The following is a 12,730-nucleotide window of genomic DNA, read 5'->3' as shown; positions in this document are numbered from 1 at the left end:
CCGCCTGCAACCCTCCTGATGGGCCACATGGCCGATGGCAGACAGGCCGCTTGATGGCCTGCTGTCGATCTCCGAGGACATCGCATCGGTGATCCCCCATGACGGGGTCGTGCTGTTCGAGAACGACGCGTTCCACGCCACCGGCACCGTGCCCAGCGAGGAAGAGTTTCGCGGCATCGCCCGCTTCCTCGACCGTTCGATCGGCGCTGGCGTGTTCCACACCGACCATATCGGCCGCTATCTCGAGGCCGCGCGCGACTACCCGCAACGCGCCGCCGGGCTGATGGCGATCCCGATCTCAAAGCGGCCGCGGGACTACCTCGTGCTGTTCCGCAAGCAGATCCAGGAAACCGTTGCCTGGGCGGGCGATCCCACCAAGCCGGTGAACGTCGGCCCCAATGGCCACCGCCTCACCCCGCGCCAGAGCTTCGAGACCTGGCGCGAGACGGTCGAGGGCCGCAGCCAGCCCTGGTCGCTGGAGCAGGAACACGCGGCGAACAAGCTGCGCACCATCCTGCTCGAGGTCTATCTCAAGGTGCTCGACGCCTCCGAGGCCGAGCGCAAGCGCGCGCAGGAGCAACAGCAGCTGCTGATCTCGGAGCTGAACCACCGGGTGCGCAACATCCTCAACCTGATGCGCGGGCTGCTGTCGCAGTCGCGCGCCTCGTCGGACACGCTCGAGGGCTTCACCGCCAATCTCGACGGCCGCATCCAGTCGCTGGCCCGCGCCCATGATCAGCTCACCTCGGAACAGTGGGAGCCAACCTCGCTCAAGAGCCTGATCCAGTGCGAGTTCGCCGCCTATGCCTCGGACAAATCGGCGCGCGTGCAGATCACCGGACCCGACGCGATGATCGCCCCCAACGCCTACACGACGATGGCGTTGGTGCTGCACGAGATGGCCACCAACTCGATCAAGTACGGCGCGCTCTGCGACCAGAGCGGCACCGTCGAGGTGCAGCTCACCGAGGACAGCAGCGGCGGGTTGCTGATCGACTGGGCCGAGCGCGGCGGCCCGCCGGTGACCCCGCCCAAGCGGCGGGGCTTCGGCACCACCATCATCGAGGGCTCGATCCCGCATGAACTCAGGGGTGATGCCGAGGTGTCCTACAAGGTCACCGGGCTCGAGGCGCATTTCCGCCTGCCGCCGACGGTGATCTCGCAGGTCGTGGCCGAGCACGGCACAACCGCGGCGGCGCCCCCTGCCCGCGCGGCCGAAACCGTCGGCGCGCTCCGGCTCTCGGGTCAGGGCATGGTGCTCGAAGACTCTTTGATCATCGCGATGGATGCTGCCGCCTCGCTCGAGGATCTCGGCGCCTCCAAGGTCGAGATCCTCTCCTCGGTGCCCGAGGCGCTGCGTTGGCTCGACCACAACGCGGTCGACTTCGCGATCCTCGACGTCAATCTGGGCGAGGAGCAATCGCTGCCAGTGGCCCGCCGCCTGCACGAGACCGGCGTGCCTTTCGTGCTCGCCACCGGCTACGGCTCGGCCGAGGAACTGGTCGCCACCTACCCGCCCTGCACCATCGTGCAGAAGCCGTTCACCTCGACCTCGCTGGAGGAGGCGCTGCGGCAAGCCATGAGCGGCGCCTGAAATCTTCCAGCAAGACCAAATTGTTATTCGGCAGAGCCGTCAAGATCGCCTATACTCGCACGCGTCAAAGTTGTGTCGAGGAGCGTCCGGATGATTCTTAGTGCTGAACAGGTGAGCTTGCAGGCCCTCGCGCTGATGCAGGGCCATCTGGCGGAACGCTCGGCCGTCTGCGCCAAGGTCATCGACCGCGACGGAAAGGTCGTCGGCATCAACCGTCGCGGACTCGAGATGCTCAGCGTCGAGAGCGGGAATATCTGCGGCAAGGTCTGGGTCGACTTCTGGGAGGGGCGCGAGGCCGTCAAGGCGCAGGACGCACTTGCGGCGGCTTTCGATGGGCGCCCGAGCGCCTTCACCGGCGACTTCTTCGGCTCCGGGGTGCGCACCGTCTGGGAGATCGAGATCCTGCCGCTCGAGCGTGGTGAAGACGGCGTCCGCTCGGTTCTCGCCCTGTCGGTCGATGTTACCGAACGCGCCGAACAAGAGCGCGAGAGCGACCAGACCGGCCTTCTCGAGTCGCTGAACGAGACCCTGCACGCGATGGCCAATATCGCCACCGTCAGCCAGTCGAGTTCGCGCATGTTGCCGCGCGCCAAGGACGACAAGCTGATTGCCGATATCGCCGCCGAACTGGCTCAGGCGGCGCGCAAGGCTCAGGATGCGATGTCAGAACTGCGCGCGGCGCTCACCGGCGCGCGCCCCGAACGCTGATCGTTACTTCGGGTACATGAAGGTGACGGTGAACCGCGCCCCCCAGCCATCGGGCCCATTCTCGGGCGAGTCGGCCCAGTAGCGCACACCTGCGCCGATGCTGACCGGCGTGTCGCCGATGGTCGTGACCTTCGCGACGTTGAAGTTGATCGGCACCGAGGCTTGTTCGCTGATCCAGTCATAGCTCAGCTCGGAATTGAGCGTCGCCGACCAGCCTCCGCTGAACCCGTAGGTCGCGAACGGCTGGAAAAAGGTGGTGTCGATATCGGTGCCATCATCTTCGCCGCCGACATCCCAGATGTGGTTGATCAGGCTGCCGAACGTCCACGGGCCGGCTTGCTTCAGGGCAACCGCGGTCAAGCCCGCTCCGAATTGGTCGGCGCTGAACTCCTCCGAACCGGTGGGCAGCAGGAAGACCGGACCGACGCCCCAGATCAACCCGCCGGCGGTCGGTTCCTTGGGCGAGAAGAAGAAGCTTTGGACGATGTCGCCATAGCCTTTCTGCGTCGAGCCCGGGACGACATCGGTCTGGCTGATGGCAGGGATGATGGTTCGCGACACAAGGTTCCAGTCATCCGTGAGCGAGATCGGGATCACCGGCTGGATGTTCAGCGTGTAGCGGCTGCCCTCGCCATCGGCGCCATAGCCCTCGTCGTAATTGAGCTGGAACGGCAGGCTGTAGAGGTTGGCAATCGGGTTGGCGAGCTGACGGGCCAGTTCGTCGGCGTCCTGCGCGGCAACCGTGGCAGGCATCAGGGCAGCGGCGGCGGCACTGGCGGAGAGGAATTTGGAAACGGTCTGTTGCATGGTCTCACCCTCGGAATGCGCGAGTCGGCACCGGCATCGGTGCTTCAACAATGGAATAAGCCTACGCCCGAAACACGATCCGAAGAAGGTGACGGATCCTCGCGCCATGCGAAGCGGTGCAAAATTATCCCGCTTTGGTTGTGCCTTCGCAAAGCACCGAGCCTGCGTCCAGTCGCCTCGCCGCGCCCTGCCCGGGCTTTCCCTCTCGTCTCGCGACCGCTCTCCCGAACGTCCCGCATGAGAGACCGTTGGCGGTGGGTGACAGGGCCCGACTGCTAGCGTATTGAAAGACGCGGACGACGGGCAAGGACAGCGACGATGACAGCGATACGGATCGAGCGCGAGATCACGCTGCCCGACGATCTCCGCGTTGCCCGGGCGCGCAGCGCGCCGCATCTCGGGCCGCGCCTGCTGTTCTTCAGCGGCGGCAGCGCGCTCAACGGGATCTCGCGACAGCTCAAGCGCTATACCTTCAACTCGGTCCACCTGATCACGCCCTTCGACAGCGGCGGCAGCAGCCAGGTGCTGCGCGAAGCCTTCGGCATGCCGGCAGTGGGCGACCTGCGCAGCCGCCTGATGGCGCTGGCCGACGAAACCGTGCTGGGCCAGCCCGACATCTACGCGCTGTTCAACCATCGGCTGCCGTCCGATGCCCCGCAGGCGGCGCTGCGCGCCGAGGTGGACGAAATGGTCGCGGGCAGGCACCCGCTGATTTCCGCCATCTCTCAGCCGATGCGCAAGCTCATCCGCACCACCCTGCGCGCCTTTGCCGAAGCCGTGCCAGTGGGCTTCGACTATCGCCACGCCAGCATCGGCAACCTGATCCTTGCGGGGGGCTACCTGCGCAACGAGCGCGCGCTCGAGCCGGTGCTGTTCCTGATGTCCAAGATGGTCGACGTGCGCGGCACCGTGCGCGCAGCGGTCGATGCCAACCTGCAGCTCGGCGCCGAACTCGCGGACGGGCGGCGCGTGATTGGCCAGCGCGCGATCAGCGGCAAGGAGGTCGCGCCGCTCGACAGCCCGATCCGGCGCTGTTTCCTGAGCGACGGCGCGCAGGAGCTTGCCCCGTCCGAGGTGACGCTGCCCAAGCGCAACCGTAAGCTCATCGGTCAGGCGGAGTTGATCTGCTACCCTCCGGGCAGCCTCTATTCCAGCGTCATCGCCAACCTGCTGCCCGCTGGCACCGGCACCGCCATCGCCGCGCGGCATGTGCCCAAGGTCTACCTGCCGAGCCTTGGCCGCGACCCGGAAGCGCTTGGCCACGGGCTCGCCGATCAGGTGGCGGCGCTTCTGGCCCCGCTGCGGGCCGATGCCGGCGAGACGCTGAAGCCGGCACGCTTCCTCACCCACGTGATCTGCGACAGCGCGGTGCCCAAGAGCGACTGCGCCGCGGTGACGGAGCGCTTCGGCATCCCCTGCATTCGGCTGCCCTTGCGCCGCTCGGACGACAAGAAATATGACGCGCAGCGCGTGGCCGAAGTTCTGGTCTCGCTCGACTGAGCCACCGGGCGAGACGTGACAAGAAAATTCTGCGAATTTTCTTGGGTCCCGCCCAGTGCCCGGTTTTTCACCCATGTCCGGGCGCAGAAGCCGTTTTTCGGCGCCATGGCTTCCACGTCATCATCCGCTTCGCTACGCCTTGGCGCATCTCCCACAAAACGGCCCGTTTCCACGGCCGAATGACCGATCCCAAGGACCTCTTGCCATGACAGCCATCGACCTTGCCGCGCTCGAAACCACGCTCGACGCCCTGCCCAAGGCCTTTCCCGGCCCCGGCGGCCTTGTTGGCGTGGTGAAGGACGGCAAGATCGTCGCCAGCCGCGCCTGGGGGTATGCCGATCTCGACGCAGGCGCTCCGCTCACCGCCGCGACCCGGATGCCGATCTGCTCGATCTCGAAGCAGTTCACCTGCGGCGTGCTGCTGGCGGCCCTCGGCGAACCCGAGCAATACGACGCGCGCGTTGCCGAGTTCCTGCCGCGCTACGAAGGCCCGATGCCGACCCTGCGCCAGCTTTGCGACAACCAGTCCGGGCTTCGCGACTACTGGGCACTGACCGTGCTGCAAGGCGGGCTGGCCGAGCAGACCTTTGCCCGCGAGCACGCGCTGCCGCTGCTTGCCCGGATGAAGACCGGGCATTTCACTCCCGGAAGCGAGTATTCCTACTGCAACTGCAATTTCCGCATCATTTCCGAGATCATCGAGAGCGAGACCGGACAGGCCCTGCCCGATCTCTACCGCCGCCACATCTGGGAGCCTGCGGGGATGACGACGGCGGTGCTGACCTCGGACACGCGACAGCCGGAAGACGGCGTGATCGGATACGAGGGCAGCGACGCCACCGGTTTCTTTCCCGCCGACAATGGCATCTTCTGGATCGGCGACGCCGGCATCTCGGCGTCGCTCGACGACATGCTGGCCTATGAGGCGTGGATCGACGCCGAACGAGAGGACCCGCAGAGCCTCTACCGCCGGCTCTCCGAGCCGCCGCGCTTCGTCGACGGCGCACCGGCGCAATATGGCTACGGGCTGGCGCACGAAACCATCGGCGGCGTGGCCTTCACCGGCCATGCCGGCGCGCTGCGCGGGTTCCGGGCCCACCGGCTCAACGCGCGCTCAGAGCGGCTTTCGGTGGTGGTGCTGTTCAACCATGAGGCCGACGCCCACGGCGCGGCAGAGATGGTGGCACGCGCGGCGATGGGCACGCCTGCGTCCGAGCCGACCTTCATCGCCGAGGAGTGGGACGGGCTCTGGCTCGACGAGGCGCGCGGGCTGACCGCCACGCTCAAGACCGGGCGGCGCGCGGTCGAGCTGGGCTACGCGGTCGGACCGCAGCCGACCGAGGCTGGCCAGGACGGCGCGCTAGCAGCCGCCGGTGTCAGGATCACCCGCGATGGCGCGGGGCTCGCGATGGCGCGCCCGGGCGAGAACACCATCCGCGCGCTCACGCCTCTGGTGCCGATCGACACCGCCGATGGCCGCGAGATCGCCGGGCGCTACCGCTCGGAGGAGCTCGAGGCGGAGATGCAGATCGAGGCGCGCGACGGTGGCGTCTATGCCCGGTTCGACGGGCTGCTCGGCACGGGCCGTTTCGAGCGCATGGCGCCGCTGGCGCGGGATGTCTGGCGGCTGGCGACACGCCGGGCGATGGACGCCCCCGCCCCCGGCGACTGGACACTGATCGTGACCCGCCGCGAGGATGGCTCGGTCAGTGGCGCGCGGCTCGGCTGCTGGCTGGCGCGCCAGATCCCCTACGAGAAGACCGCCTGAGCGACGCGCCAAAGAAAATTCTGCGAATTTTCTTTGCGCCAAGATTTTTCGTACGAAAAATCTTGGCGCCCTGCGCTCAGCGCTGCGCGTTTTCCCAGTTCGGGTTGATCCATGGCGCATCGTTCTTCGGCGGCAACGGCGTGCGGCCGAGAATGTGATCGCTGGCCTTCTCGCCCACCATGATCGACGGCGCGTTGAGGTTGCCGTTGGTGATGCGCGGGAAGATCGAGCTGTCGGCGAGCCGTAGCCCCTCGACACCGATCACCCGGGTCTCGGGATCGACCACCGCCATCGGGTCGTCGCGCCGCCCGATGCGGGCCGTGCCGCAGGGGTGATAGGCGCTTTCGACATGCTGGCGGATGAAATCGTTCAGCTCGTCATCGCTCTGAACCTCCGCGCCGGGCTGGATCTCGTGCTTGTAGTAGGGCTTGAACGCGTCCTGCGCAAAGATCTCGCGCGTGAGGCGGATGCATTTGCGGAAATCCGACCAGTCTTTCTCGTGCGCCATGTAGTTGAACAGGATGCGCGGCGCGTCCTTCGGGTCCGACGAGCGCAGGGTGACCTCGCCGCGCGACGGGCTGCGCATCGGGCCGACATGGGCTTGGAAGCCGTGCCCCTCGGCGGCCACCTGGCCGTCATAGCGCACCGCGATGGGCAGGAAGTGGTACTGGATGTCGGGATAGTCGACGCCTGCCTCGGAGCGGATGAAGCCCGCACTCTCGAATTGGTTCGAGGCCCCCGGCCCGGTCTTGGAAAACAGCCAGCGCGCGCCGACATAGGCCTTGCCGAGCAGGTTCCAGTACTTGAACAGGCTCACCGGCTGGCTCGCCGCCGCCTGAATATAGAGCTCGAGATGGTCCTGCAGGTTCTGGCCCACGCCGGGGCGGTCTGCGACCAGTTCGATGCCGTGCTCGGCCAGATGCGCCGCCGGGCCGATGCCAGAGAGCATCAAGAGCTTGGGCGAGTTCAGCGACGACGCCGCGAGGATCACCTCGGCCTCGGCGCGGATGACCTCGATCTTGCCGCCACGCTCGACCTCGACGCCGACCGCCCGGCCCTCCTCGATCACCACGCGACGCGCGAAAGCGCGCACCAGATCGCAGTTCTCGCGCTTGAGCGCCGGGCGCAGATAGGCCTTGGCCGCCGAGAAGCGCTCGCCCTGCCAGACCGTCATGTCATAGGGGCCGAAGCCCTCCTGCTGGTGGCCGTTGTAATCGGGGGTAACCGGGTAGCCCGCCCCGCGGCCGGCCTCGACGAAGGCCTGCGTCAGCGGGTTGTCGCGCCGCCCTCGGCTGACATGCAGCGGGCCATCGGTGCCGCGCCACGCCGGGTCGCCACCATGGCCGCCATCGTGCCAGTTTTCCTGCCGCTGGTAATAGGGAAGCACATCGGCATAGCCCCAGCCATCTGCCCCCTGATCGCGCCAGTGATCGAAATCGCGCGCATGGCCCCGCACGTAGATCATGCCGTTGATCGAGGACGAGCCGCCGATCACCTTGCCACGCGGCGTCGCGAGGCGGCGGCCGCCGAGATGCGGTTCGGGCTCGGACTGGAAGCCCCAGTCGTAGCGCTTCATGTTCATCGGGTAGCTGAGCGCGCCGGGCATCTGGATCAGCGGGCCGGCATCGGTGCCGCCATGCTCGATCACCAGCACCCGCTTGCCCGCCTCGGCCAGCCTGTAGGCCATGGCGCAGCCGGCGCTGCCAGCGCCGACAATGACGTATTCGGCTTGCATCAGAACGGTGCCTCCACGTCGCCCATGCGGACATAGACGGATTTCATCTGGCTCCAGTGCTCGATCGCGGCCTTGGAGTTCTCACGGCCGACGCCCGACATCTTCACGCCGCCGAACGGCGCCTCGACCGGCGCGTCGTTGTAGGAGTTGATAAAGCAGCTGCCGGCCCGGAGCTGGCCGATCACCCGATGACCGCGGCTAAGATCGGAGGTGAAGACCCCGGCGGACAGACCGTACTCGGTGGCGTTGGCACGGGCGATGGCCTCTTCCTCGGTGTCGAAATCGAGCACGCTCATCACCGGGCCAAAGATCTCTTCCCGGGCGATGGTCATGTCGTCGGTGACATCGGCAAACACCGTGGGCTCAAGATACCATCCGTCGCGATCGATGCGCTTGCCACCGGCGACAAGGCGGGCGCCCTCGGCCACGCCCTTCTCGATGAAGCCCTGCACGATGGTCATCTGCTGCTCGGAGACCATCGGGCCGAAGCTCGTCGCCTCGTCGAGCGGATCGCCGATCACCGCGTCCTTCAGGCGCTCGTTCAAGCGGGCGAGGAAAGCCTCCTTGATGCCCTTCTGCACGAAGACGCGGGTGCCGTTCGAGCAGATCTGGCCGGAGGAATAGAAGTTGCCAAGGATCGCGCCACCCACGGCGTTGTCGATATCGGCGTCATCGAAGACCAGCATCGGGGACTTGCCGCCAAGCTCCATGGTGACGTGCTTCATGCCATCGGCGGCGGCGGCATAGACCTTGCGCCCGGTCGGCACCGAGCCGGTGAGCGAGACCTTGGCAACGCGGCTGTCGGTGACCAGCGAGGCGCCGACCTCGCCCATGCCCTGCACGACGTTGAACAGGCCCGCCGGCGCGCCGGCCTCGGTCAGGATCTCGGCCACCTTGAGGGCGCAGAGCGGGGTGGTTTCGGAGGGCTTGAACACCATCGCGTTGCCACAGGCCAGCGCCGGGGCGGCCTTCCAGCAGGCGATCTGCGTGGGGTAGTTCCACGCGCCGATGCCGACGCAGACGCCGAGCGGCTCGCGGATCGTGTAAACCCAGTCCTCGCCGAGCGGGATATGCTCGCCGGTGAGGCTGGCGGCAAGGCCGCCGAAATACTCGAGCGCGTCCGAGCCGGAGGTGGCGTCGGCCACAAGTGTTTCCTGCAGCGGCTTGCCGGTGTCGTAGGTTTCCAGAACCGACAGGTCGTGGTTGCGCTCGCGCATGATCGCCGCGGCGTGGGTCAGCACCCGGCCCCGCTCACGCGGGGAGAGCTTGGCCCATTCGGCCTGCGCCTTCTCGGCGGCAACGAGCGCCTGCTCGACGATGGCGGGCGTTGCGGCGTGCAGCGTGGCGATGCGCTCGCCGGTGGCGGCGTAGATCACCGGGATCTCGGCGCCGGCGGTGTCCTCGACATAGGCGCCGTCGATATAGTGGCTGCCGGCGGGCTGAATTTCGTAAGTCATCGGTCTTTCCTTGTCGTCAGGTCATTCGCCGCGCGGGTAGCGGGCGTTTTCCTCGACCACGTTCAAATCCATGTGGTTGCGCATGAAGCGGTCGCTGGCCTTCTGCAGCGGCTGGTAGTCCCACGGGTAGTAGGCGCCATTGCGCAGGCTCTCGTAGACCACCCAGCGCTTGGCCTGGCTCTTGCGGACCTCGGCGTCGAAGCGCTCGAGATCCCAGCGCGCGTCGGCCATGGCGCGGAACCGGGCCAGCGTCTCGGCATGGGCCGGATCCTCGGCGAGGTTGGTCAGTTCGTGCGGGTCGTTCGCGAGATCGAAAAGCTGCTCGGGATCGAGGCTGCAGCGGGTGTATTTCCAGTCGCCCTCGCGCAGCGCGACGAGCGGCGCATAGGACGCCTCGGCGGCGTACTCGATCGCCACCGGCCCGCGCGGCGCGCCCTTGGCGACAGGCACCAGCGTCTCGCCGGCGGTCCAGGGCATCACCTCGTCCATGCTGACGCCGGCGAGATCGCAGACCGTCGGACAGACGTCGATATTGCTGACCGGCATCTCGCAGAGACCGGGCTCGAGCCCCGGGGCCGAGATCATCATCGGCACGCGCGAGGAGCCTTCGAAGAAGCTCATCTTGAACCACAACCCGCGCTCACCCAGCATGTCGCCGTGATCGGAGACGAAGAGGATGATGGTGTCCTGATCCTGCCGGGTGCCTTCCAGCGCCTCCAGGATCTCGCCGATCTTGTCGTCGAGATAGGAGATGTTGGCGAAATAGGCCTGACGCGACCGGCGGATGTCTTCCTCGGTGATGTCGAAGCTGCGCCAGTCATTGGCGTCGAAGATGCGCTTCGAGTGCTTGTCCTGGTTCTCGTAGCCGAGATCACCCACCTCGGGCAGCAGGTGCTCGCAATCCTCGTAGAGATCCCAGTACTTGCGCCGCGCAACATAGGGGTCGTGCGGGTGGGTGAAGCTCACCGTCAGGCACCACGGGCGGTCATCCTTGCGGCGGCCGAGGTCATAGACCTTGCGGGTGGCGTGGTAGGCGACCTCGTCGTCATATTCCATCTGGTTCGAGATCTCGGCCACGCCCGAGCCGGTGACCGACCCCATGTTGTGATACCACCAGTCGATGCGCTCGCCGGGCTTGCGGTAGTCGGGCGTCCAGCCGAAATCGGCCGGGTAGATGTCGGTGGTCAGGCGCTCCTCGAAGCCGTGCATCTGGTCGGGACCGACGAAATGCATCTTGCCCGACAGGCAGGTGTGGTACCCTGCCCGGCGAAGATGGTGGGCGTAGGTCGGCAGATCGGAGGGGAACTCGGCCGCGTTGTCATAGACGCCGGTGACCGAGGGCAGCTCGCCCGACATGAAGCTCGCCCGCCCCGGCGCGCAGAGCGGCGAGGCGGTGTAGCAGTTGCGGAAGCGCACAGAGCGGGCCGCCAGCTTCTTGAGGTTCGGGGTGTGCAGCCAGTCGGCGGGACCGTCGGGGAAGAAGGTGCCGTTGAGCTGGTCCACCATCAGGATGAGGATGTTCGGTCGGGTCATGCGAGAGCCTTCAATTCGTTGTCCAGTGCGGCGAGCACGTGGGCCGAGGCGTTCTGCTCGGGCTCGTTGGAGGGGAAATGCGCGTAGCGCAGGTAGATCCCGTCGATCAGCGCCGCTATGCGTCGGGCGATCCCGGGCGCTGCGGCGTCGCCCGCGAGCGGCCGCAGGTCACGTGTCAGGTTCGAGTGCAACCGTCTGTGATAGACCACCAGAAGCCGCTGGGCCTCGGAGGAGCGATGGGCGAGAACGTAGAAATTCAGCCATGCCGCGATCACGTCGTGGCGGAAGTTCGACTCGCTGAAGCTGGCACGAATCACCGCCTCAAGCCGTTCACGAGGCGATTCGACCCCTGTCAGGGCGGCGCGCACATCCTCCCCATAGGACGAGAGGATGTGCCGCATCGAGGCCAGAAACAGTCGATCCTTGTCGCCGAAATAGTGAAACGCCAGCGCCGGAGACACGCCTGCGCGCTTGGCGATCTGGCCGACGGTGACCGACAACGTACCGGTCGCACCGATCTCGTGAATCGTTGCCTCGATAAGTTGCGTTCGACGGTGTGCCTGCGCGGACATCGCGGGCCTTTCTCAGAAAAAGGGTTGCAATGCTCAGATAATCAGGCACTGTTTGACTGGTCAATCAATAAAACGCGTAACCAAAAGCACAGGGGAAACTACATGAAACTCCGCACAGCAATCTCGGCCATCGCACTCACTGCCGCGGGCGCGGGCGCGGCCTTTGCCGACTGCGACGCCGTCTCGATGTCCGACGTGGGCTGGACCGACATCACCACCACCACCGCTGCCGCCAAGCACGTGCTCGAGGGCCTCGGCTACGAAGTGGACGTGAAGGTCCTGTCGGTGCCGGTAACCTTCGCCTCGCTGGAAAGCGATGACGTGGACGTGTTCCTCGGCAACTGGATGCCGGCCCAGAGCGGCGCCATCCAGCCCTATCTCGACAGCGGCGAGATCGAGCAGATCAACGTCAACCTCGAGGGCACCAAGTACACGCTCGCGACCCCGACCTACGCCTATGAGGCCGGCCTGCAGAGCTATGCCGACATCGCCAAGTTCGCCGACGAGCTCGACGAGAAGATCTACGGCATCGAGCCGGGCAACGAGGGCAACGCCTATCTCGTGAGCCTGACCGAGGAAGACAAGTTCGGCCTTGGCGAGTTCGACGTGGTCGAAAGCTCCGAGCAGGGCATGCTGGCGCAGGTCGCCCGCTACTACAAGGACGAGGAGCCCGTCGTCTTCCTTGGCTGGGAACCGCACCCGATGAACGCCAACTTCGACCTGAAGTACCTGCCGGGCGGCGAGGACTTCTTCGGTGGCGAAGGCGTGGTGCACACCGTGACCCGCGCCGGGTTCTCGGAAGAGTGCCCGAACCTCGGCACGCTGTTCTCGAACATGGATTTCACCCTCGACATGGAAAACATGATCATGGGTCAGATCCTCGACGATGGCGCCGACCCGGCCGATGCCACCGAAGCGTGGCTGAAAGACAACGTCGACGTTCTCGACACCTGGCTCGACGGTGTGACCACCGTTGACGGTGGCGATGCGGTCGCCGCGGTGAAAGGCCATCTGGGGATGTAAGGCCTTTGCGTCGTCCGCGCGACCGCGCGCGGG

The 12,730-nt window shown here is 66.3% G+C and carries 10 protein-coding genes; 5 read left to right on the top strand and 5 right to left on the bottom strand.

Translation table 11 applies throughout. From position 1 onward, the window contains the following. Window positions 1-34: 34 nt before the first annotated feature. Window positions 35-1,594 carry an HWE histidine kinase domain-containing protein gene (locus R2601_RS12340; RefSeq protein ID WP_007798804.1) on the top strand — a complete coding sequence of 520 codons (1,560 nt, stop codon included), beginning with the start codon at window positions 35-37 and terminating at the stop codon, window positions 1,592-1,594. A 90-nt stretch (window positions 1,595-1,684) separates the two neighbouring features. Then, on the top strand, window positions 1,685-2,302 hold the full coding sequence (locus R2601_RS12335; RefSeq protein ID WP_007798801.1) for a PAS domain-containing protein: 618 nt from the start codon (window positions 1,685-1,687) through the stop codon (window positions 2,300-2,302). A gap of 3 nt (window positions 2,303-2,305) precedes the next feature. Here the strand turns inward: R2601_RS12335 and R2601_RS27325 are convergent, their stop codons facing one another. Beyond that, the gene (locus R2601_RS27325; protein WP_007798796.1) at window positions 2,306-3,109 is read right to left on the bottom strand and encodes a hypothetical protein; all 804 of its coding nucleotides are present in this window, start codon (window positions 3,107-3,109) and stop codon (window positions 2,306-2,308) included. A gap of 318 nt (window positions 3,110-3,427) precedes the next feature. Between R2601_RS27325 and R2601_RS12325 the strand changes: the two genes are divergently transcribed. After that, window positions 3,428-4,609, top strand: coding sequence for a GAK system CofD-like protein (locus R2601_RS12325; RefSeq protein WP_007798793.1), 1,182 nt, complete (start codon window positions 3,428-3,430; stop codon window positions 4,607-4,609). 205 nt (window positions 4,610-4,814) lie between these two features. Beyond that, complete coding sequence (locus R2601_RS12320) at window positions 4,815-6,377, top strand: D-aminopeptidase (RefSeq protein ID WP_007798788.1); 1,563 nt, start codon at window positions 4,815-4,817, stop codon at window positions 6,375-6,377. Window positions 6,378-6,453: 76 nt separating this feature from the next. Here the strand turns inward: R2601_RS12320 and betA are convergent, their stop codons facing one another. Genes betA through betI form a run of 4 tightly spaced genes read right to left on the bottom strand, consistent with a single transcriptional unit; the run spans window position 6,454 to window position 11,674 of the window. Then, window positions 6,454-8,112, bottom strand: a complete 1,659-nt coding sequence (betA, locus tag R2601_RS12315) for a choline dehydrogenase (protein WP_007798785.1) — start codon at window positions 8,110-8,112, stop codon at window positions 6,454-6,456. Next, complete coding sequence (betB, locus tag R2601_RS12310) at window positions 8,112-9,569, bottom strand: betaine-aldehyde dehydrogenase (protein ID WP_007798784.1); 1,458 nt, start codon at window positions 9,567-9,569, stop codon at window positions 8,112-8,114. Before betB ends, betA begins: the two co-directional genes overlap by 1 nt. Before the next feature lie 21 nt (window positions 9,570-9,590). Next, on the bottom strand, window positions 9,591-11,102 hold the full coding sequence (gene betC / locus R2601_RS12305) for a choline-sulfatase (RefSeq protein WP_007798781.1): 1,512 nt from the start codon (window positions 11,100-11,102) through the stop codon (window positions 9,591-9,593). After that, window positions 11,099-11,674: a choline-binding transcriptional repressor BetI gene (betI, locus tag R2601_RS12300; RefSeq protein WP_007798778.1), complete on the bottom strand. Its 576-nt coding sequence runs from the start codon at window positions 11,672-11,674 to the stop codon at window positions 11,099-11,101. Before betI ends, betC begins: the two co-directional genes overlap by 4 nt. Before the next feature lie 102 nt (window positions 11,675-11,776). Here betI and choX point away from each other — a divergent pair, with 102 nt between their 5' ends. Next, the gene (gene choX / locus R2601_RS12295) at window positions 11,777-12,697 is read left to right on the top strand and encodes a choline ABC transporter substrate-binding protein (RefSeq protein ID WP_007798775.1); all 921 of its coding nucleotides are present in this window, start codon (window positions 11,777-11,779) and stop codon (window positions 12,695-12,697) included. The last annotated feature ends 33 nt before the right edge of the window (window positions 12,698-12,730 follow it).

Origin of the sequence: Salipiger bermudensis HTCC2601 (assembly GCF_000153725.1) — a bacterium.
Taxonomy (GTDB): Bacteria; Pseudomonadota; Alphaproteobacteria; order Rhodobacterales; family Rhodobacteraceae; genus Salipiger; species Salipiger bermudensis.
This window is presented reverse-complemented; position numbering and strand designations above follow the sequence as displayed.